At 51.9% G+C, this 21,533-nt stretch carries 24 protein-coding genes; 3 read left to right on the top strand and 21 right to left on the bottom strand.

The annotated features are described in order from the left end of the window. Window positions 1–67 precede the first annotated feature (67 nt). The 3 genes from KI379_RS25625 to KI379_RS25635 form a co-directional block, all read right to left on the bottom strand. Complete coding sequence (locus KI379_RS25625) at window positions 68–247, bottom strand: hypothetical protein (RefSeq protein WP_163880965.1); 180 nt, start codon at window positions 245–247, stop codon at window positions 68–70. A gap of 240 nt (window positions 248–487) precedes the next feature. Then, a complete protein-coding gene (locus KI379_RS25630; protein ID WP_212985525.1) occupies window positions 488–1,372 on the bottom strand; it encodes an SDR family oxidoreductase in 885 nt (294 codons plus the stop codon). 89 nt (window positions 1,373–1,461) lie between these two features. Continuing rightward, a complete protein-coding gene (locus tag KI379_RS25635; protein WP_089548814.1) occupies window positions 1,462–2,220 on the bottom strand; it encodes a glucose 1-dehydrogenase in 759 nt (252 codons plus the stop codon). Between the two features lie 183 nt (window positions 2,221–2,403). Between KI379_RS25635 and KI379_RS25640 the strand changes: the two genes are divergently transcribed. Further along, entirely contained in the window at window positions 2,404–3,042 is a 639-nt protein-coding gene (locus KI379_RS25640; protein ID WP_212985343.1) for a TetR/AcrR family transcriptional regulator, read from the top strand. Between the two features lie 159 nt (window positions 3,043–3,201). Here the strand turns inward: KI379_RS25640 and sigJ are convergent, their stop codons facing one another. The 8 genes from sigJ to KI379_RS25680 all read right to left on the bottom strand — a co-directional run bounded on the left by sigJ (window position 3,202) and on the right by KI379_RS25680 (window position 12,621). Next, on the bottom strand, window positions 3,202–4,107 hold the full coding sequence (sigJ, locus tag KI379_RS25645) for an RNA polymerase sigma factor SigJ (RefSeq protein ID WP_212985344.1): 906 nt from the start codon (window positions 4,105–4,107) through the stop codon (window positions 3,202–3,204). Next, on the bottom strand, window positions 4,085–5,392 hold the full coding sequence (locus tag KI379_RS25650; RefSeq protein WP_244879437.1) for a phytoene desaturase family protein: 1,308 nt from the start codon (window positions 5,390–5,392) through the stop codon (window positions 4,085–4,087). The genes sigJ and KI379_RS25650 overlap by 23 nt, the downstream gene beginning before the upstream one ends. A gap of 203 nt (window positions 5,393–5,595) precedes the next feature. After that, the gene (locus KI379_RS25655; RefSeq protein WP_212985346.1) at window positions 5,596–6,288 is read right to left on the bottom strand and encodes an aspartate/glutamate racemase family protein; all 693 of its coding nucleotides are present in this window, start codon (window positions 6,286–6,288) and stop codon (window positions 5,596–5,598) included. 197 nt (window positions 6,289–6,485) lie between these two features. Next, window positions 6,486–8,210 (bottom strand): outer membrane protein assembly factor BamB family protein, encoded by a 1,725-nt coding sequence (locus KI379_RS25660; protein WP_212985347.1) that lies wholly within the window; start codon window positions 8,208–8,210, stop codon window positions 6,486–6,488. Between the two features lie 172 nt (window positions 8,211–8,382). Beyond that, complete coding sequence (locus KI379_RS25665) at window positions 8,383–9,216, bottom strand: carbohydrate ABC transporter permease (RefSeq protein ID WP_212985348.1); 834 nt, start codon at window positions 9,214–9,216, stop codon at window positions 8,383–8,385. A 3-nt stretch (window positions 9,217–9,219) separates the two neighbouring features. Then, window positions 9,220–10,170, bottom strand: coding sequence for a carbohydrate ABC transporter permease (locus KI379_RS25670; RefSeq protein WP_076173906.1), 951 nt, complete (start codon window positions 10,168–10,170; stop codon window positions 9,220–9,222). A 76-nt stretch (window positions 10,171–10,246) separates the two neighbouring features. Beyond that, a complete protein-coding gene (locus KI379_RS25675) occupies window positions 10,247–11,560 on the bottom strand; it encodes an ABC transporter substrate-binding protein (protein ID WP_212985349.1) in 1,314 nt (437 codons plus the stop codon). Window positions 11,561–11,694: 134 nt separating this feature from the next. Further along, entirely contained in the window at window positions 11,695–12,621 is a 927-nt protein-coding gene (locus KI379_RS25680) for a helix-turn-helix transcriptional regulator (RefSeq protein WP_145028559.1), read from the bottom strand. A gap of 96 nt (window positions 12,622–12,717) precedes the next feature. On the opposite strand from KI379_RS25680, the gene KI379_RS25685 reads away from it, so the two are divergent. Continuing rightward, window positions 12,718–13,914, top strand: coding sequence for an acyltransferase family protein (locus tag KI379_RS25685; RefSeq protein ID WP_212985350.1), 1,197 nt, complete (start codon window positions 12,718–12,720; stop codon window positions 13,912–13,914). 414 nt (window positions 13,915–14,328) lie between these two features. Here the strand turns inward: KI379_RS25685 and KI379_RS25690 are convergent, their stop codons facing one another. The 7 genes from KI379_RS25690 to KI379_RS25720 all read right to left on the bottom strand — a co-directional run bounded on the left by KI379_RS25690 (window position 14,329) and on the right by KI379_RS25720 (window position 18,599). Beyond that, entirely contained in the window at window positions 14,329–15,174 is an 846-nt protein-coding gene (locus KI379_RS25690; RefSeq protein ID WP_212985351.1) for a hypothetical protein, read from the bottom strand. Continuing rightward, on the bottom strand, window positions 15,171–16,253 hold the full coding sequence (locus tag KI379_RS25695; protein WP_212985352.1) for a Gfo/Idh/MocA family protein: 1,083 nt from the start codon (window positions 16,251–16,253) through the stop codon (window positions 15,171–15,173). Before KI379_RS25695 ends, KI379_RS25690 begins: the two co-directional genes overlap by 4 nt. A 217-nt stretch (window positions 16,254–16,470) precedes the next feature. Continuing rightward, the gene (locus KI379_RS25700) at window positions 16,471–16,854 is read right to left on the bottom strand and encodes a DUF302 domain-containing protein (protein ID WP_212985353.1); all 384 of its coding nucleotides are present in this window, start codon (window positions 16,852–16,854) and stop codon (window positions 16,471–16,473) included. Window positions 16,855–16,918: 64 nt separating this feature from the next. Next, window positions 16,919–17,317: a rhodanese-like domain-containing protein gene (locus tag KI379_RS25705; protein ID WP_280518784.1), complete on the bottom strand. Its 399-nt coding sequence runs from the start codon at window positions 17,315–17,317 to the stop codon at window positions 16,919–16,921. Window positions 17,318–17,425: 108 nt separating this feature from the next. Next, a complete protein-coding gene (locus KI379_RS25710) occupies window positions 17,426–17,737 on the bottom strand; it encodes a rhodanese-like domain-containing protein (protein ID WP_212985355.1) in 312 nt (103 codons plus the stop codon). A gap of 296 nt (window positions 17,738–18,033) precedes the next feature. Then, a complete protein-coding gene (mazF, locus tag KI379_RS25715) occupies window positions 18,034–18,375 on the bottom strand; it encodes an endoribonuclease MazF (protein ID WP_145141154.1) in 342 nt (113 codons plus the stop codon). Further along, window positions 18,369–18,599 (bottom strand): AbrB/MazE/SpoVT family DNA-binding domain-containing protein, encoded by a 231-nt coding sequence (locus KI379_RS25720; protein WP_145141156.1) that lies wholly within the window; start codon window positions 18,597–18,599, stop codon window positions 18,369–18,371. The genes mazF and KI379_RS25720 overlap by 7 nt, the downstream gene beginning before the upstream one ends. 185 nt (window positions 18,600–18,784) lie before the next feature. Here KI379_RS25720 and KI379_RS25725 point away from each other — a divergent pair, with 185 nt between their 5' ends. Beyond that, a complete protein-coding gene (locus KI379_RS25725) occupies window positions 18,785–19,630 on the top strand; it encodes an alpha/beta fold hydrolase (RefSeq protein ID WP_212985356.1) in 846 nt (281 codons plus the stop codon). A 162-nt stretch (window positions 19,631–19,792) separates the two neighbouring features. Here KI379_RS25725 and KI379_RS25730 read toward each other — a convergent pair whose 3' ends face one another. From KI379_RS25730 to KI379_RS25740, 3 genes are all read right to left on the bottom strand, one after another. After that, window positions 19,793–20,338, bottom strand: coding sequence for an HAD-IIIA family hydrolase (locus KI379_RS25730; RefSeq protein ID WP_212985357.1), 546 nt, complete (start codon window positions 20,336–20,338; stop codon window positions 19,793–19,795). 65 nt (window positions 20,339–20,403) lie between these two features. Continuing rightward, window positions 20,404–20,931, bottom strand: coding sequence for a GNAT family N-acetyltransferase (locus KI379_RS25735; RefSeq protein WP_212985358.1), 528 nt, complete (start codon window positions 20,929–20,931; stop codon window positions 20,404–20,406). A 227-nt stretch (window positions 20,932–21,158) separates the two neighbouring features. Then, complete coding sequence (locus tag KI379_RS25740) at window positions 21,159–21,461, bottom strand: hypothetical protein (RefSeq protein ID WP_212985359.1); 303 nt, start codon at window positions 21,459–21,461, stop codon at window positions 21,159–21,161. Window positions 21,462–21,533: the final 72 nt, after the last annotated feature.

Raw genomic sequence — 21,533 nt, forward strand, 5'->3', positions numbered from 1 at the left:
TTGTAACATGTGTGGGGGAAAAAGCGTCTGTACTTCGGTCTACCAAACCCGTATGATTGGAGAAAGTTCACTCATCGGAACGAGATCCCGGACTATTCACTGTCTGAATGTCACCGTTTGCAAATTCCTTAATAATCCGACCGCTATTTGTCTTGTATACAATGTATGTCCCATTTACTTTAGCCTCTAACCTTGCACGTTCACCTGTAAGTTTAATTAACTTTTGAAGATCTTGGATAATATCCATGGTGTATCTTCCTTTCCATAGGTTATTCATATTAACGCTATCATATCATAGCCTTCGAGATTCCATAGACGGTTTGGAACTAATCGTTTCCCTACCAAAAAAGTCTTGACCTGTGCCCGATACTTCCATGTAGGAGGTACCGAGTCACAAGCCAAGACCTTTTTATTCATAAATGTTACGATCAGGCGATTTCATTAGATAACCTTTAAAAAACCTCTTCATTCACCCAATCCATCAATTTTAACGGTTAAAGTAGTGCCCCTGTTCCAGATCCGCGATCAAACCAGGGTTCACGGGCTGCCATCCTAAGCGTTCCTGGGTCAGTGCGCTCGACGCCAGATTGTCGGTTGACGCGGCGAAGGCGAGCCACCCGAAGTAAGCGTCTGCCTCCTCGCGGGGAATGCTGCGCACCGGCAGGTTCAGGTGCCGGCCGATGATCTCAGCGATCTCCCGGAAAGGCACGCCCTCATCGCCAACCCCGTGGTACACGGCGCCTGCGGCCCCTTTTTCCAACGCCAGTCTGAACAGGCGCGCCGCATCAAGCTGGTGAACCGCCGGCCAGTGGTTAAGCCCCTCATCCACATACGCCGCAAAACCTCTCTCCCGCGCGATGCCGATCAGAGTCGGAACAAAGCCCTGCTCGCCCGGGCCATGCACGGACGGTGACAGGCGGACGACGGAAGCTCTCACTCCGCGTCCAGCCAGCGCGAGCGCAGCCTCCTCGGAGCGGCGCGGCGTAGACTGTGTCGACGCCTCTTCTTCCGTCCCGAGCCGCCCCGGCGTAAGCATCAGCGTTCCCGAGGTCGCCACGAATGGCTTTCCAGTACCCTCAAGTGCCTCCCCGATCGCCTCGATTGCCTTGCTGTCCGCCTCAGCGGCTGCCGCAAAATCCGCGAAGTCGTGTTTAAAAGCCAGGTGAATCACGCCGTCCGCTGCGGCGGCTCCTTCCTGCAGGCTGCTAAGATCATCCAGGGAACCACGGTGCACTTCAGCCCCGGCAGCCGTCAGCGATTCGGCAGACTTTTCCGAGCGGGCGAGCCCGACGACTTGATGTCCTGAAGCAATAAGTTCGCGAACAACAGCGGTGCCGACAAACCCCGTTGCGCCCGTTACAAAGACGCGCATATTTTTTGTATTTTCCATATTGATCACTTTCCCTTCCTTGGTTCGTTTATTAAAATCGGTTGGCCAGCCAACCGCGGGTTTAGACGTACTTAGATTTGCGAGCCGCCGCCGTCAACGGGGAACTCGGCCCCGGTTGTGTAAGTCGCGTCGAACGCAAGGAATGCGACAGCTTTGGCCACCTCGCTGGGCTCACCAAAACGCAGCATCGGATTCTCCTGTCTCATTTGTGCCTTGGTCTGTTCCGCGGCTTCGGCCGGCATCGATCTGTCCAGAATGCCTGTGTCGATCGGACCGGGGCTGACCGCATTCACACGGATCTTCCGAGGCAGCAGCTCGCGGGCGAGACTGCGCGTCATGGAACGAAGCGCTGCCTTGCTGGCAGCGTATGCGCTGATCATCGGAATTCCAAGCACGTTCGCGACCGAAGTCGTGAGAACCACGCCGCTCCCCTCGTTAAGCAGCGGGACGAGCTTTTGCACGGTAAAATACGGCCCCTTGGTATTGATGGCGAGAACTTCGTCGTACACCTCTTCGGTAACGGACTCAAAAGGAACGAAGCGCGTCACGCCAGCATTTACGAACAAGGCGTCGATCGTACCAAACTCCGCCTTCACCCGGGTTGCCAGGGCTTCAATATCACTCAACGATGAGGCGTCACTCACGATAGCAACCGCGTTGTTCCCCAATTGTTTCAGAGCCGAATCGAGCGTGGACTGGGTGCGGCCGGTAACCAATACACGCGCTCCCTCATCCACCAGCAACTTCGCTGTCTTCAGGCCGAAACCGCTGCTTCCTCCTGTTATGACGACCCGCTTGCCCTCGTATTTCCCTTTTTCCACAGTACTCATCTTTTATTTCCTCCCTTGGCTCAGTAGCTCAATTATTTTTGCAAGACCGATTATAGACCGGAAAATTAAATAAGTAAACAAAATTAATAAAAAAAGTTAATTTATTAATTTTAGTAAAAAGTGTTTGTGATCCCAGCGAAATCGTTATAATATGTTGTATAAGCACAAAGGAGGCTTCATTTCGTGAGAAAAGCCGTAGGCGCCGATCATTATATCGAGAAAATAAAACCGGTCATTCGAAAGAACAAGTTCAGCCAACTCAAAATAGACGATATCGCCAAATATATGGACATCAGCAAAGTGACGCTGTATAAGCATTTTTCATCCAAAGATGACATCATTCAGCAGGTTGTAGAGTATGAGATGAACTACTTACAGCAGGCCGATGTCGTTGTGAACGACGAAACCGTTTCTTATATCGAGCGTTTTCAGCAAACGTTCCTGCAATCGCTGATCTGCGTCATTTATATATCCGATTTGTTCCTGGAGGACCTCAAGGAATTCTATCCGCGGTTATTTGAAAGTCTTGTTATTGCCCAGCAGAATCGGAATAAAAAGCTGGAGAGCTTTTTTGAAGCCGGAATGGATCAGGGAATTTTCAACCGGATGAATGCAGTATTGTCTCTGGTTCAAGATGACGCTACGCTGCGACGGATTATGGAACCGACGTTCAGCATCCAGTGGTACGACCTCACCTTGAAACAAGCCGTGATGGAGTTTTACCGTATGAAAAAATATCAAATGATTCGCCCTGAGCATTGGGACAAGGTTGATGAATCCCAGATTGAGGATGAAGTCGTTAGAATTTTGCAAACCATATAATTCATCATTTTGTTCATCGTTCCAGCACGAGTTGATCCATAAACGCCAAAAACCCCGCTGGCTCGCGCCGGCAGGGTCTTTTTCACACTTTCTTCTATTGTTCCTCTAGGTTAACGATACTCGCGGTTGAGTCATCGTTTGGTTTGTTATCCGTGGATGTCACGGCGTGCCAACTTCATCATCCCTCTGCTCGAATGCTGGCAGGTGCCTTATTTTCTCTGGATTTCCTACGGCATAAATCGATTGAATCTTGTCATCCTTAAAAGAAAAAGAATACACGTACTGATCCCCATTATCCATCGCAAGCCGGAAGCCCGGTATGCCGTTGACAGAAACGAACGAATACGCAAATTTACCCTCATGCATTTTGAGCAGATTAAGCAGCAGTTTGGTAACCTGCTCGAATCCAATGACAGGCACCCGTGCCGCCTTGACCTTGCCGCCGCCATCGGAGATCATGACAGCGCCCTCGCTGACCAGTTCCAGTAATCGGCTTGTATTTCCTTGCAGAAGGGAACTGACGAAATCCCTCAGCTTCTCTTCGGCTATGTGAACCGGCAGGCTTTGCTCAGGATCCACCTGGATGCTCTTTTTGGCCCGGTGGAAAATTTGCCGGCAGTTCGCGGTGCTCTTGCCAACCATCCCGGCAATCTCGTCGAACGAATAATGAAAAATTTCGCGGAGGAGAAAAACGGCTCTTTCGACGGCACTCAGCTGCTGCAGGAGCAAAAGGTATGCCGTTGATATGGATTCGCGCCGCATATAGATCTCGGACGGGTCGGCCTCGGCGGCATCCAGCAAACCCATCAGAGGCTCAGGAAGCCAGGGACCGACATAGAGCTCCCGTTTCTTCGCCGAGGAACGGAGCAGATCCAAGCAGCGGTTGGTGACGATTTTGTACAAAAAGGATCGCTCATTTCGTATCGCATCAGGCTCCTCCAGCCGGCCATAACTTATAAAGGCCTCCTGCACGATATCCTCCGCGTCCATGACACTGCCCAGCATCCGGTAGGCATAGGATATCAGCGGTTTTCTATAGGCTTCATACAATTCTTCTATGCTCATGGGTCGCCCTTTCCTCGCTCTCCAGGGAGAGGATGTGCCGAACGGCTCTTTTCGCGCTCGCTGTCGCGGCGTCGGTTAGTAATTCCCCGTGCGAAGCCCAATCTCCTGCCACATACAGCCCCTTGATTTCCGGGACGGCGGGCCCCGGGTTCTCCTGACGGTTCAGGTGCATAAAATCGTGGCAAACCGTAATCTTCGGCAAATACTGCCGGACGACCAGCTCATCCCTCCAGCCTGGCTGCACGAGATCCAGCGTTTGTTCGAGGTCTTGCAAATCCCGTTTAGGATCGCTTTCCAGCCCCTTGTATTTCATCACGGAAACGACCTGGTATCCATCGTCGCTAAGATCAGCAGCACGTGACTGGTTGGAAAGAAAGACCGTCCTGTCGATGCCGTACACGAATTGCTGATTCGGCTTCGGCAGGCGACGGAGCGCGACATCCAGGCACGCAGCCGTAATTTCGACTGCCTGCTCCTTCCAGGTATGAAGGGCGGTCGTTTCAGCTCCGGGTACCAGCTGGTGAGCGATCGTGGGCGATGCGGCGACGATGATGGAATTCGCTTTGATTGTCGTTCCGTCTTCGCAGAGCACATGCCGTACGGAGCCTTCAGCGTGCCCAATGGACACGGCATTGCTCTTCGAGAGCAGCTTCACGCCGCCATCCTCAGCCAGCTTGCCTAGCTCGTCGACCATCGCGCCCCAGCCCCGGTCAAGATACAGCACGCCCTTTAGGGAGTTCTGAAGCTGCCGCAGTACTGGACCCGCCGTCTGCAAATCCGGCGCTACCACGTAGCTTGCCGTGCGAAAAAGCGAATAAAACAAATGCCGCAGCATGGGGTCCTTGATATTCCCCTCCAGCCATTCCCGGAGACTGACCCGCTCGTACCGGAGCGTATCCAGTTTGCCAAGCTTCGCCAGCCAGGAGGCCAGCTCCACCTTCCCTTTCCAGGACAGCAGCGGCGTGGTAAAGAGCGATTTGACCCCCATCGGCATGGTCACTAGCTTCCCGTTCCAAATGCCGAGTGCATCGGTGGAAGGCTGACCTCCCTGCAAACTTAGCCCCAGCTCGCGGAAGGTCGCAAACGCATCGCCGTGATACAGGGCGTGCCCGCCCAGATTGAAGTATGCTCCCTTCTTTTTCACCGTGATGGCTCGCCCGCCGAGGCGCTCCTGCTTCTCGATCAGAATCGTCCGCTTTCCCGCCTTCGCCGCATACACCGCTGCCGTCAGACCTGCTATGCCCCCGCCAACTACCGCCACATCATAATCGTATTCCATCTCCATCTCGATCATCCCTTTCGGTGATTTTACCCGTATGACGGGGAGTGAGGATGGGATGTGACAACATCGGCCGGGAAATTTCTTTAACTATTTTTTGGCTGTACTGGCGTTCTTCAAACCCTATATCACATTAAAAAACGCACCCTGGCGGGCGCGCTGGGATGAACTCCTATTTTAATTGGTCCGTACGGGATTCAGCTCCAATTTCACGCTTTCAAAGACAGATTTACAGCCTCGCAAGCATGGATGTAGGTTGTGTCAAACAGAGGAACTTCTGCGTCTTCCGGCTTCACCAATAGTCCAATTTCTGTACAGCCTAATATAATCCCTTCGGCTCCAGATTCGATTAAGCCCTGAATAACCTTTTTATAATAATCTCTGGATTCCTGATGAATCTTGCCCAGGCATAACTCTTCGTAGATGATCTTGTTTACGGCCTCTCTGTCATCCCGATCTGGAACGATCACTTGAATCCCGGTCTGTTCCAAGCGTGATTTATAAAAGTCCTGTTCCATGGTGTACTTCGTGCCAAGCAGCCCAACCTTCTGAATCTGGCTTTCTTTGATTTGGGCTGCTGTAGCATCCGCTATATGCAAAATGGGGATGTTGATCTGGGACTGAATATCATCGACAACTTTATGCATCGTATTGGTGCAAATGACGATAAAGTCAGCGCCCCCTTTTTCCAAAGTCCTTGCGGTTTGGCCTAGCACTTCTCCCGCCTTTTCCCAGGCTCCTTCCGCTTGGTAACGTTCAATTTCTTCAAAATCAACGCTATATAACAGGCATTTCGCAGAGTGCAGCCCGCCTAACCTACTTCTTACTTCTTCATTGATCATTCGATAGTACAAAGCAGAAGATTCCCAGCTCATTCCGCCAATAAGACCGATTACTTTCATTTTATGCTCATCTCCATTGTCCTTGGTTTATCTTTAAAAATCAGCTACGATTAACCTTCAATTCTGTAAAATGAATGTGGAAAAACGGCGGTCATCCCGCCGTTTTCAGTATACATTAGGCTGCTTAAGGACAATAGGAATTTTTCCATTCGTTCGGTGTTCCTTACTCCTGCTCTAACCTCAAGGAATCGTCAACCTTATTTCGTGGCAGCCGCCTTGGTTACCTCCACCGTACGCTTGCCGGCGTTCCATTTCACCTGCACGCCCAGCAGATCGCCGAAGTCCTTGATCGGCACGTAGAGCGAGCCGTTCAGCGTCGCCGGGGAGTAAGACAGTGCGGCTTGCTTCCCTTCTATGAGAGCAAAAGGGGAGCCGTCGGCGATCGAGAAAACGCGCGTTCCGTAGGTCACGGTCGTCCGCTTCGTCTTGGCGTCGTAAGCGACCTTGGCTCCGAGCGCTTCCGTCAGCGACCGGAACGGGATGAACATCCGGTTATCTGCCGACATGACACCCGCTCCAACCCGCAGCGGAAGTGCCTTCCCATCCAGCGTGACCTTGGCATCCGACTTCGCGAAGGCTCCCGCCGCGCTGCCCCCAGCAGCGGGCTTCGCCAATTCGGAAGGCAGCGGGTACGCATACAGCTGGCTCTCCGCCTGGACGAGCAGCATGCCGCCCTCAACCTGAAAAGCTCCGTAACTGCGCGCCTTCGTCTGCGCACGGAACAAAGCCTTCCCCGTCGAGACGTTCAGCGCATAGACGGTACCGTCACTCTGCCCAACGTACAAACCGGATTGAATCATATCGACGCGGCTGGCCGGATTATCGGGGCCGTTATAATTCACATACGAACGATCCACGATTTTGCGCGCATGAATCCCGCAGCTGTCCTCGTCCAGGAAAAACAGCTTGCCGTTATAGGGGCCCGCGATAAACTCCCCCCGATCCGGTATCAATTCCGGCTTCACAACAGCGGGGTCGGCGTCGTAATTGAAGCGGAAGACACCCTCGCCGGCAATGGCCGCATAGATGTCATTCCCTTCCATCACCACTTTGGATGTGGGATAGACCGGACTGCCATCAGTCTTTAAGGCAACAAACTTCTTGCTTGCCGTAATCTTGCCGGTCTTCACATCCACCTCGTCGATGTTCGCCGCAGTCTCCACATAATCAGCATCCGGCCACTGGTCCTGGAAGTACAGCTTATTCCCTTCCGACTTGAGAAGCCCCGTATGATCACCCGGCAGCCGCCACAGCGTTTTGCCTGTGGCTGGATCGATTGCGTAAGTTGTGTAGACGGTAATCGCTCCCGATTCCACGGCGCCCGAGAGCAGCGTCCCGCCGACGCGCTGAGGCAGGGACTTACCGTCCTGATTCCGCCATTTCTCCTTGCCTGTAGCAGGATCGACCGAGATGAGTGAACCGGCGGCAAAGACGTACAAGGTTCCACCGTCCACGGATATCTCGGGCGCATGCCCCGATGGAGCACGGTAGATGCGCGCGCCCTTGCCGGTCGCCTTATCGACCCGGTAAACCGAGCCGTCTTTGGCACCGACGTAGAGTTTCGTTCCGTCGGTACTCGTGAGGGTTGCATAGCCAAGTCCCGTCCCGAACGACCACAGCGTCTTCCCGGTCGCGGCCTCCTTCGCGATCAGCTTGCCGCCCGCGATGTAGTAGACCTTCCCCTGCCCCGCTATAACGACGGAAGGATTGGAGGCGGACGAGTCCTTCGGCGCATCAAGCGCCGCCGTCCATTTCGGCTTGGCGAGCGGTATCGGATTCGTCAAATAAAATTCCGAGCCCGGGCTCGAATAACTTGCGTTCGGTCCGGAGGTTTGAGCCCACACGGACGGACCTGTCCAGGCGCTCCCGAGCGTCCCGGCAAGCAGCAGCCCGGCAGCGGCCATAGTCCATTTTCGCATCATCGATATCCTCCCAGCTTTTAACGAAATTTACCTACTGTCTTATGGACGCTACGAGCCGGGGCAAAGTTACAAGGTTGGAGAATCGAAAAAAGGCTGATTGGGGTTTCCAACCAGCCTTTATATATGCGGCACAGACTTGCCTTCCCTTTGGGATCGCCAAGAGGTGCACGAATCATTTGAACCCCGTAAAAGCAGATCCGGATTGCATATAGTACTTCTGCCCGAAAAAATAGAGCAAAATCATCGGAATCGCCATGATCGTCGACGCGGCCATCAGTTTTTCCCATTGCGCCCCGTGATCCTGCTGGAATCCCTGCAGACCGAGCGTCAGCGTCCACTTGGCGGCATCGTTCAAGTAAATGAGCGGTCCCATAAAGTCCGTATAGGCACCCACAAAGGTAAACAACGCCACCGTCGCCAGTGCCGGCTTCAAGGTCGGCATAATAATTTGCGAGTAGATGCGGAACTCTGAGGCCCCATCCATTTTTGCGGCTTCGGACAGCTCCTTGGGGATGCCTAAGAGAAATTGCCTCAATAAGAAAATGTAGAACGGCGCGCCGAAAAAGGCCCCGATCGTCAGCGGCAGGATAGTGTTGATCCAGCCCAGCTTGGCGAAAATGATGTACTGCGGAATCAGCTGCACCTGTGCGGGCAGGATCATCGTTGCCAGGACGATCGCGAAAATGATCTTGCTCCCCACCCACGGAATCCGGGAGATCGAATAGGCCACCAGCGGGGAGGCAAACAATTGCCCGATAATGCAAACGACGCAGATAACCAGGGTGTTCAGCATATAGTGTCCGAAAGGCACCGTTTCGAACGCGGCCTTGTAATTCGACCATTGAAACGATTCCGGCAGGATGCGCGGCGGCAGTTCAAAAATTTCGTTCGACGACTTGAGCGATGTGAACACGAGCCAAACGAACGGAAAGAGAAAAAAGAATGCAAACAAAATCAGCATCGTATGCGGAAAAACTTTCGTGCGAAACAGCTTGCCAGCGCTCATCCGCTATTCACCCCCGTAGTAGACCCAGCGTTTGGACGTTTTCAGGACCAGCAGCGTAATCAGCATGACGATCACGAACAAGATCCAAGCCAGCGCCGAGGCGTATCCCATTTTCAGATTGATAAAGGCTTCCTGATACAAATTGACGGCATAGAACAATAACGACTGCCCCGGCCCGCCGAGAGCGCCGCCGCTTGACTTGCCACCTGCCAGAATGTAGGATTCCGTGAAAATTTGAAAAGCCCCGATGAGTCCCATGATCAGCTGGAACAAAATGATCGGCGACAGCGCCGGTACCGTGATTCTCCAGAACCGGTGCCACCAGTTGGCGCCGTCGACCTGGGCCGCTTCGTAGTATGTTTGCGGAACCCCTTGCAGCGCCGCAAGAAAAATGAGCGCCCCCGCGCCGGAACCCCAGAGCCCCATCAGGATCAGGGAAGGCTTGGTGAACCGGGGATCAAGCAGCCAGGCCGGATCGGGAAGATGCAGCCAGCGCAAAAAAATGTTGACCAGGCCGAAGTCCGGATTCAGCATCCAGGTCCAGAGCAGGGCGCTCGCCACGCCGGGAATAACGGCCGGAAGATAAAAGATCGTGCGGTAGTAACGGATGCCCTTGACCTTGAAGTTCAGCAGCAGCGCAATGAGCAGCGAGCTGAACAGCGTTACAGGAACGGATATGAACGCCATGAAAAGCGTGTTGCTGATCGATTTATAGAAGCTGCGGTCTTTCATGATCGCGGCGTAATTGTCCATACCCACCCATTTTGGCGGATTGAACAGATCGTATTCCGTCAGGCTGAAGTAGAGGGAGCTGAAGAAAGGATACACGGTAAAAATCAGAAACCCGATGATCCATGGGGAAGCGAAGATCAGCCCCAGCCAAAAATAATGCCACTCCTTCCTCGTCCAGCCCTTTCTCCGCCTAGGCGCCGCTGAGGATATCGTTTCAATCATCTGCACGTCCTCCTCGTGATTGTTGGAATGCGGGCCCGGCCCAGAAGCGGACCGAGCCCGGATGTAAAGAACCGGATTATTTGACTAAAGGCTGAATTTTGTCCTTCACCCGTTTCAGCCCTTCGTCCAAGCCGACTTCCCCGCGCAGAATCGCGTTATACTGGTTCGAGAATTCGGTCATGTACTCCGTCGAAAAGGACGTAGCCGGGAAGGAATGCAGGTTTGGGCTGGAGGAATACTGTAAAAACTCCTGGAAGCCCGGTACTTCCTTGTAGATTTCATGTGACTGCAGTGAGGTTCGGGTCGGCAGATTGCCGATGGCCGCGGTGAACTCCGCCATCTGCTCCGGTTCGGTCATCCATTTCAGGAACTGCCACGATTCTTCCGGATGCTTCACGCCTTTCGGAATGTAAAATACGCTGGTCGAGACGTTGCCCGGGTCCTTCAGGCTCGTGTTGCTCTCATCGTAAGGAATGGGCGCAATGCCGTATTTCAGGTTCGGGGCGTACTGCTTAATGAACGTCGGCAGCCATTCGCCGTCGATCGTCATCGCGTATTTGCCTGTAAAGAATGGATTCTGCGGCGACATGTACTGCCCCAAGCCGGACGCGAAGCGATCGAGCTCCTTCGATCCGAATTGGTCCCAGATTCCTTTTCCGAATTCCACGGCCTTCTTGACCCCCGCATCGTCCGGCGTGACCTGCTTCTTATCCGCATCGTAATAGGATCCGCCATAGGCATAGCTGAACGTATAGGCATCGACGCCGGGCCACAGGCCCAGCTGCTGCAGCTTGCCTCCATCCTCCTTGACGCTTAGCTTCGCAATGTACTCCTTGAGCTGGCCCATCGTCTCCGGCGGCCCGCTAAAGCCCGCCTTTTCCAGCAGCTCCTTGTTATAGAAAAGCATTGAGACGTGCATCGCGATCGGTAAAGCGTACGTTTTTCCATTCGATTGGGAAGAGCTCAGTGCAGCAGGCACGAAGTCGCCGAGGTCGACGTTGTCCTTCTTGATGAAATCGTCCAGCGGCATCATGGCCCCGCGTTCGCCCCACGGCACGACGTCCTGACCGAAGTTGGACGCGACGTCCGGCGGGTTACCTCCGGTAATCGCCGTCAGCTGCTTCTGGTAATCGCTCTGGGACAGCCCCTTTACCTGAATGTCCGGGTTGGCGTCATTCCATTTCTTGATCAATTTCTCGAGGGCTTCCGCCTCCATGCCAGTCCAGCCGTACCAGAAGCTCAGCTGCACTTTTTCTTTCGGGGCATCGCCGCCCTTCGCTTCGCCGCCTTCCTGGCCACCGCTTGCCGCATCTTTGCCGCCGCAGCCCGACAGGACCGCGACCAGCAGGAAAACCATCATGAGCCCCCATGTACTCCCTTTTCGCATCATGTCTCTTCCCTCCTTAATCTTGGGGCGGCAGCGCCGCCAATGCGCGCTTGCCGCCGTCAACTACCCACATGTTATCATGTAAGCGTTTTAGTTAATTTCACTATTGTCTCTAGTAATTGGATTATCGTTAAAACTTAAAATGGCTTGCCCATCACCTGTTTTCGGAACTGGTTTGGGGAAATGCCCGTGTATTTTTTGAAAATCCGGCAAAAATACGCGAGCTCGTTGAACCCCGTGGCATAGCATACGTCCGTGATGGACATGGACGGCCGCTGCAGCAGGACGAGCGCGTTGGATATCCGTAAATCGACGAGATAGCGGTTGAAGGTCTTGCCCGTCCACTCCTTGAACAGCCGGCAAATCGTCGGCTTCGACATGTTGGATATGGCGCAGATATGCTCCAGCTTGATATCTTCATGCGCATTCCTGTCGATGTATTCGACGACCTTGTTCATCGTGTCGCGGTACCTTTCGATTTTTTGGAATCCGGCCTTCACCAATTCCCCGTTCACCTGGCGGATGATGATCGACAGCAGCTGCAGGAGACTGGCCTTCAGCACAATTTCAAAAAAGGGCGTCCGCTCCTCGTATTCCCCGAGCATATCCTGCAGCAGGCCGCGGATTCTGCCGTCCGTGACGCCGTCGAAGGCGATCTGCGAATGCGGCGTGCAGTCCGACTGCGAGAAATGCTTCAAATACTCGGCGTCGAAAAATCTCCGCTCTCCCGAAGGATCCGCGAAGCGCTCGTTAATGAAGGACGGCATAAATTCGCAGCCGAGGATCTCCCCCTCTGTCTCGAAAGCCTGCACGCGATGCAGCGTAAAGGGGGGAACGAGGAACAAATCGCCTTGTCGGATCCGGTACTGCCGATTGGAGATCGTGTGCACAAATTCGCCTTTGGATACGTACCAGATCTGATAATAGTCATGGAAATGGGTGGACAGGCTGACGAGGGTGTTCATCCGGTACATCTTGCAGTGCAAATTCTCCAGCATCTCGAGCTTCGAATTGAAATAGATGACTCCGGCGCGGGTCAATCGATCGATATCGAGCTTTTTCATTCGGCACGACTCCTCTCATTTGATACGGAAGTACAATCTTTCCCCTCGCGAATCGCCTAGAATGGGATTCAAAAATCGAGGGAGGCTTGCACTTACATGAAGACTAAAATCGCTTATTTGGATGGTTTAAGAGGACTGGCGGCCTGCGTCGTCGTGGTGTCCCATTTTTTTCAGGTCTTCGCGCCGTCTGTCTTCGAAGGAAAACCGGAGATCGCCCACTTTCCCTTTGAAGGCCTGGCCGCGCGAACGCCGATGAACCTGATGTTCAACGGCAACTTCTCGGTTTGTGTCTTTTTCGTACTGAGCGGATACGTGCTGAGCTGGCGCTATTTTCTCACGAAGGACAAGATGCATATTTACGCGTCCGCGCTGCGCAGGTTTTTCCGGCTCGCCATTCCGGCTTCGCTGTCCGTTTGCCTCGCTTTCGCGGTTATGCGGCTGGGCTGGGGATTTTATGACGACATCCGCCAAACGACCCAATCGTCGATGCCCGATCCCTTCACGGCCAGCCCCCGTGTACTCGACATGATCCGGGAGGCGCTGTACCACACCTTCTTCACTTATGGATCCGCTTACAATCCTGTGTTATGGACCATGACCTACGAGCTGCTGGGTTCCTTCCTCATCTTCGGGTTTCTGTTGACCCTCGGCCGCTTCAGGCTGCGGATCATCGGTTACGCCGCTCTTGCGGTGCTTCTCGCCGATTCCTATTACCTCGGGTTTGTGCTCGGCATGGCACTCAGCGACTTGACGTACAGCGGCCGCAACCGGCTGACCGCCGTTCTTCCGCCCTGGAGCGCTCCCCTGTTTCTGGGGGCCGGACTGTATCTCGGCTCTTTCCCTTACGTGGGAACCCAGAACACTATTTACTCCATCCTGGTATGGAAAGGCTCGTCCACCTTTTCGTTCTTCGTGTTCTACCATACGCTGGGCTCTTGCCTGACCTTAACGGCCCTGCTCATCTCGCCCCGCCTCAAGTCGCTGTTCGGCCGGCAGCCCTTCCTCTACCTCGGCACGATATCCTTCTCTTTATACCTGGTTCACTTCACCATCATTTGCTCGCTGGGTTCCTATCTGTTCTATCAGTTCCACCTCCTGTTCTCTTACGGCCTTAGCACAGTCCTCACCGTTATCCTAACAACTCCTTTTATCTTTGCATTAGCCCATCTTTTCTGCCGGTTCGTCGATGCTCCCACGTTGGCAACGCTTAGTCCGTGGAGCAGGCGGGTCATGGATCGGCTGGTTCGGAAAAAGCCCGGCGCCATGCCGGTTGAAAAATCGAAGGGGATATAGCATTAGCTTCTGGCGTTTATGCGACGGAAAAAGGGAACAAAATTCTTAACATTGTGCAAAGTGGCCGCTGCGGTTACGGATCGTTCTTCCGATCGCTGTTGTCTCCAAATTTCTTGATTTTATATCACCAAAAGGTAGAAATTCGCAGACAAAGGCGAACGCTAACGCTTCTACAGATCGATTCCGTCCCCTCCACTGCTTTTGCTTACCAAGACTGCCAAAGCCCGTGATCGTTCGCTGGCCAACCCGTTCCAATGCAAAAAAATCTCCGGAGACTCATTTCCAGTGCCATCGTGCGCTAGGGCGAGTCTCTATGGAGATTGAATACTGCGCCCTATATGAATGTTCAGGCGCAACGCAAAGCAGCCATTCCCGTTCTCCGCGAAAATGGCTGCTTTGTTCTGTTCCTGCCTCTTACCGGCTCTCCGGCAGATCGATCCAGCGATACGGCTGCTTGGCGGCGATCCGGCCGTTTTCGATGATCGACATAATGGCGACCGTCTCGGCAGGTGGCACGCTCACCTGTCCGTTCTCGAAAAACGCCACCAGATCCCGAATGAAGCGCTGAAAATAATCCGAAACCGGCTGCACGACGCGGCAGGTACCGGAATCGTAGTTGACGGCCATCATGAACGGACAGCCCGGACCCGGCTGCTGGATCGTGGCCTGCCGGCCGCCCGCGAACTCGATTAGCAGTCCCGGCGCAGCCTCCGTGCCGATGAACATGATGCGCTTCACGTCTGTACCCATAAGCGCGACAACCGGCTCGATCTGGTGGATCGAGTAGTTCTCGAACGAGCCCGGGCCAAGGCTCGCAATCACCCGAATCCCCGCGCGCTCAATCTCCCCGTATTCGTCGGCATAACGCAGCGCGGAAGATGAATACAACGGCGTGCGATGCTGCCTGGCCCGCTCGAACAGACGCAAGGCGGCTGCCCGGTCCGGGGCAAACGTCTTGTCCACGTACGTCGGTTTACCCGAGACGAGCGGCAGCTCCGCCAGCGCCTCATGCTGCTCCGGGTTGTCAGGCGACAGCACGATCAGATAGTCGCTTTGGGCGATTACCTCTTCGATCGTGTCGCACCATGCCACGTCATGCTTTGCGCACCATTCCCGATTGGTCATCCCATGCTCCGCGTCCTTAACCGCATACGCAAAGGCGACCTCCATCTTCCCGCGCGAGGCGTCCTTGATCCATCCGGGATATTGATTAGCATGCCATTCGTCCAGGAAGTAGTCGATAAAGCCGATTTTCTTCATGCCGGTGCCACTCCAGCTTCCGTTAAGGAAATCTCACGGCTTTCTTCGGAGGATTGATAAATAGCCTCGATCATTTGCGCAGTCAAAATCACGGTGTCAATGTGCGACGACAGCTTTTCACCGGAATGGATGCCTGCGATAAAGCCGTCGATCTCCTCCTGGAACGCATTGGTCTTTGGATAGTTCGGCGTGCTTTCGATCAATGCGCCATACTTCGCCGAATACAAGGTGAACTCCTGACCGTACTGAAGGCGAATGCCCGCCTTGTCGCCGAGAAAATCAATGTACGTTTCTTCCACGCCGATGTTTTGCGCCCAAGCGCCATTGACCGAAATCGACGGGCCTTCGGTCCGAATCATCGCCGTCACGAAGTCGTCGACGTCATAGTTGCCTGCATAGTTTGGGGGGCCCGCCCACATGTTCAGGTAAGCATAATTTTGCATGTCTTTGCCCAGCTTGGAGTACGCCTGCCCCGTCACCGTCTTCAGCCGCGGATCGCCCGCGCAGTACATGACGATATCCAGGTAATGAACACCCCAGTCGATCAGAGCCCCGCCACCGGCGACCGCCTTGGTCGTAAAATCACCGCCGAGCCCGGGAATGGATCGATGCGCGCGGAAGCTTACGACGACGTGGTACAGTTCGCCAAGCTCGCCGCTTTCGATCATCTGCTTGATGATGTTGACGCCTTTATTGAAGCGGTTGACGACGCCAATGTTCAGCGTCATACCGGTTTCATGCTGTACCTTCTGCATCTCCAGCGCCTCCCGGTACGTCCGCGCCGCCGGCTTTTCGCACAGCACATGCTTGCCCGCACGCATGCAGTCGATCGCGATTTGAGCATGAACGTTGTTCGGCGTGCAGATTGATACTGCCACCACGTCCGGGTCCTCCAAAATGACCTGATAATCCTCCACCGCCGTGCCGCAACCGTACTGCTCGACAGCTTTCTCAGCCCGCTCCTTGCGAATGTCGCAGAAATACTTGATCTCGGCATCCTTGCTCGCCATGTACGCCGGGATGTGCGCATTGTTGGCAATGGTTCCGCAGCCGATCACGGCTACAATCGTTTTTGACATAACCTGTTCCCTCCGATGGTCCTGAACCCGGTTAGGCAGATCCGGATTGCAGAGAATAGTTTGACCGATATACGATTCATAAAAAAAATGCCATCAGCCTTCTCAGCTGACAGCATTTCATTTGTCTATCGTTCACGGCCAACTTACCGACATGTTATCATGTAAGCGGTTTAGTTGATTTTACTATCGTATGGGAAAATAGGATTATCGTATCCGTTTATATACTCTTATCTACACATGCCGTCAGGCGCTTTTCGATATCCGATGCAATGCTCATCAAGGCGTCATTCTCTGCCAACCCGATCAATGCCGTTGGTTTCGGCATGCCGATCTTGGTTGTTCCGTTCTCCACGTACACAGCCAGCTTGCACGGCAGGAAATATCCGACCAATGCATCTTCAGACAATACCCGTTTAGCTTCAACCGGATTACAAACCTCCAGGATCTCATACGGCATATCGAACTCAACACCCTTTTCGTGAAGCTTCTCCTTCATGTCCAACCGCCAAAGGACGCCGAACTTTTCCGCCTTCAAGTTTTCCGTCAGAGCTTCAATCGCTTGTTCAATCGTTTTGTTCGTTTCAACCGTGTAATGAAACATCGCATGTCAGCCTCCCGTTTTTATCTCACTATTAGGTTAACTTAACCAAACATAAACATGGATATTACTTACGCGACAGTTTTCCGTTCCAGGCACCCAGACCGCCCTGTAGATGCGCCAGTTCCTTGTGCCCGTTTTTGAGCAGCATCTTCGCCGCGTTTTTACTGCGCATACCGCTGCGGCAGTAAAGGAGCACCGGTTGATCCTTCGGGATTTTAGTAAGCGATCCAGGCAGCTGGGACAGAGGCATGTTTTGCGCCCCGGCAATAAATCCTCCCTTAAATTCACCCGGTTCACGGACATCGATCAGCAGGGGTTTAACCGGTTTTTTCATTTCGTCACTAAACTCCTGTGCGTTCAGGCTCCGGAGTCCCTTAACTGGTTTTAACCTCGAAAATATAAACCATCCAAACAGTGCAATGATAACGAAATTAATGATTGTTCCCGTTTGCAAAGTTTTCACATCCTTTAGCTTTCGCTTGTTTCAGAAAAGCATGAGCTTGTACCGTTAACAGCTGCCGGAACCCACACTTATGCTGAATTCGGGCCATTTATATGGTTTTGCCGGAGGTCAGCGGACAACATCATTCCAGTCGTTCATGCCTCCCGTCATATTCACCACGTCGAATCCTTTTTCACTCAGCAATTCACAGGCAAGGCCGCTGCGATTGCCGCTGCGGCAAATCACGATAATCTCCTTCGACTTATCAAGCTCATGCAGACGTCCGGAAAGCTGCCCGAGCGGAATATGCTTGGCGCCTTCTAGATGACCCGCAGCCCATTCCTCAGGCTCGCGAACATCCAGCATATACAACTTCTCACCACGATTGAGTCTTAATTCCACTTCCTGCGGTGTCGTTGCTTTGGGAAATTTGAATGCCATGCTGTTTCACTCCTTATCGATGTTATACGTATACCCCTATAGGTATATTAGTTTCGATTTCCCCCTTTGTCAACTTTGGTAAGTCCCTATGAAGAAATTACCAGTCCCTTGGAAGCAAAATCAAATGCCAGCTCATCAACTGAGCTGGCATTTTTAAGCGGAACCATAACCTTCTATCACCTATTTTATAATTAATCGGGTAAGCAATGCTTAGTGGTGACAAGACAACAAAAAAGCCCGGGATCGTCGTCCTCGGGGCTTATAACATTCATTTCTTTAGTTCATTCTATATATCGTTATTGGATTAGTAAGTTCAGTTTGGAGATAACCTCCGACAAGGTCGTCTGCGGAACTTTACAAATGAACACGGCATTCCGCGATTGCCAGTCAAGGCATTTGACCTGATCGGCAAGGATTACCCCCTCAATCGGCAAACTCTGCGGAATCATCACTTCAAAAGGGTAGCCCTTCCGTTTTGAAGTGATCGGACAAAACAAGGAAAGTCCAACCTTCTCATTATAAGCTGCTGGAGAAATAACAATTGCCGGCCGTTTACCAGCTTGTTCATGACCAGCTTGCGGATTAAACTGCAGCCACACCAAGTCGCCACGGTCTGGTACATACTCGTTGGCTACCATGCTTCCTTACCTTCCGGATCCCCCGTGGAGATCTCTTTATGAATATTCTCGGGTGTAACTTGGGTAAGGAGTTCCTCCAACGAGGACGACTTCGGTTTGATGATCAGATGTCCGTTTTCTACGTCAAGATCGACTTCAGAGCCTTCCTCCAGACCTACCTTCAATGCAAGGGATTTCGGTATGCGAATACCCAAACTGTTCCCCCATTTTTGAACCTGAAACATGGAAAACCGCCTCCCTCGATTGTATATACAAAGTATATACTTTATTTCGTGACGAAGTCAAATCGTGGGTTCGATATCGGTAAGGTGTCATCAAGTCCTGTACCTATGACCACTTCATCCCTTAGCCTTGGTTCATATTCAGTTCATAAAGCTGCTTTATGATCTTCCTACAAGGAGGAGATGAAATGAGTAGGATAAAGACGGATATGTTAACTGTGCCTGAAGCAAACATCCACTATGAGGTGCGCGGGGCAGGGCCTGTACTTCTGATGATCCACGGGGGGTGCGGTGATGCCGATGTATTTCAGGAGGTCGCGGACCATCTCGCCGATCAGTACACGGTCGTCACTTACGACCGCCGGGGCCACTCCCGCAGCAAACTCACCAATCCGGCTGAAGATTACCGGATCGAGGCGCACAGTGACGATGCTCACCGCCTCTTGGCCGCTTTAACCGATGAGCCGGCATACGTTTTCGGAAGCAGTTCCGGGGCAGTCATTGGACTTGATCTGACGATGCGCTATCCCGGACAAGTGCGTGTGTTGATTCCGCATGAACCGCCTTTGCTGGATCTTTTACACGGCGATGAACGATTACAGGCCAAGACGATTATGGAGGACCTGATCGCAGATCACCGCAAGTTAGGCTTATTTCCGGCTTTTATCAAGTTCACTTCATCCATTGGACTTCGAGATGATGATGGCCCCAGCCCTTCTTCGCCGCCGAGCGATGAGCAAAAGGAGCGCATGATTGCAAATATGGAATACTTTATGGCGAAGGAAGCTCCGGGCGTGCTCGGATATGCTTTCAAGCTGGAGCAGCTCCAAACTGCGCTATCTCATTCTACGGCCCAAGTCCGCCCCGCTGTAGGCAGTGCTTCCAGACATTACTTTCCCGCCCGCTCCGCCCAAGGATTGGCAGAACGTTTGGAGGTAGACATTGCCGAGTTCCCGGAAAATCACATTGGCTACCAGGTTCAGCCAAAGTCGTTTGCCGAGCGGCTGAAAGAGGTTTTGAGCTCACTAGGGTAGTGTACGAGAACTTATTTTAAAACCCGCCCTCTATCGCCACTACGCAAGAAAAGCCAAGAAGGTGATGTTCTCCCTCTTGGCTTTTCCCATATCTCATAAAAACAGAGGAATGTCAGCGACAATAACGTTGGTAGCTGCGCCAACGTTGGACTAACTGAATAGCTATTTTAAGAGCCAGTTAACAGCCTCTAGTACATTTTCAGCTACATAATCTGGAGCAGCTTCAAGCCATTCTCCAAAAAATTGATTATTGCGATATTTGGCCAAATCCTTCTCGCCAGAACCTGTTTTTACTAACACCTTGATACACCCTGCTCTTTGGGCAGCAATCATATCGGTCCACCTATCTCCAATAACAGCACAATTCTTCAACTCCAGATCGTTATCTACTGCTGCCTGAATGAGCAAAGCCGACGAGGGTTTGCGGCAGGTACAGCCCTCCTCATGTTGGTGCGGGCATATGTATACATGATCAAAGCCAAAGGAAGTTAGTTCATCCTGAAAGTCGCCATTCGTTGCATCTCCACGAGATATACCGGGTTGATTTGTAAAAGCGTATATTGGTATCCCAGCACTCACAAGGACTTCAAACGATTGTTTGGCGAAAGGAAATAATTTAAAAGTACCGGGGTATATAACCTCTTCAGAACCACCAATAGTCCCATCCCTGTCAATAAATACAGCCTGAATTTTCCTCGAAGTTGACATGTGATCACCACCAAATTGTTATATATAACGTAATCCTGGTGTATCGATTATCGGTTTATTCTAGACTATTTCAAATAATAACGATAATACTTAAAATCATGTCGCTCATTCATCATATGTATCAGCAAATTTTGCTCACCAACGAGCTGGAACCCGCAGTATTCAAGAACCCTTTGAGAAGGGATGTTATCAATTTCAACTGTTCCAATGATATATGGAATATCATACTTTTTCTCTATCCATCCAAGGGTTGCTTTTGCAGCCTCCTTAGCATACCCGTTCCCTCTTGCGCACGGGAGAATCCCATAGCCAAATTCAGGTTCATGCAGGTCATTATGTTCTTGTGCAGCGACCTGACCAAGAATACCACCTGTTTCCTTTTCAAAAACACCTAAGCATAATGCTCCAGTTATAATATCCATCTTCTTATAATTAGAAAGGTGCCACTCAAAGAACTCTTTTGCTCTTGGCTTTTGCATTTGCCAACCCCCATACAAATCCATAAGCCTTTTAAATTGCTCCAAGTCCTTCTCCTCAAAAGTTCTGACGACCAGTCTTTCTGTCTCGATATAAACAGTATTTAAATCACCCATTAATAAAACCTCACTCTCTGAGTGTCTGTGAATTAATAAGTATACAGCTTAGACGTTAACATATGTATTTTTGATTTGTCTGTTTTACATTAATCTGCCCATTAACATAAGGACGGCAACCGCACATTTTTGCCGGCTGCCGTCCTGTCATCGATCTATAGTTTTCCTTTAGTTTAGTACAGTAGCAAACGAACCCTCCATTTCGGTAATTTACTTTGGAATCAAGGCTATTCAAAAAGTACGTAAGAATTGTCCAAGCCAACCGCATCCTTTAGTGATTTACCAAGCGAATAGTGATATGGCTTCTCCTTTGGAATCACACATAGTATATTCCCAGCTTCTCCTTGAGATAAATTGGTTAACTGAAGAAGGTCATTATTGTCGTATATATAAGATACTAGATAATCATAATAGTCGTACTCTTTATCTGTTACATTTAATCCGGCATTAAAGAGCCTTATCTTGGTCCCCACCCATATTTTTTCGTCGTTGCTTATGTTTATTAAAGGAATCCATCCCTTAGATTGCATTAATCCTTCTCCCTCTGATTACCTGTATTTTCTAGTGATATTTCCGTTAGTTTGGCTCACTTTGTAAAGTAC

Origin of the sequence: Paenibacillus cineris (assembly GCF_018333335.1) — a bacterium.
Taxonomy (GTDB): domain Bacteria; phylum Bacillota; class Bacilli; order Paenibacillales; family Paenibacillaceae; genus Paenibacillus_AQ; species Paenibacillus_AQ favisporus.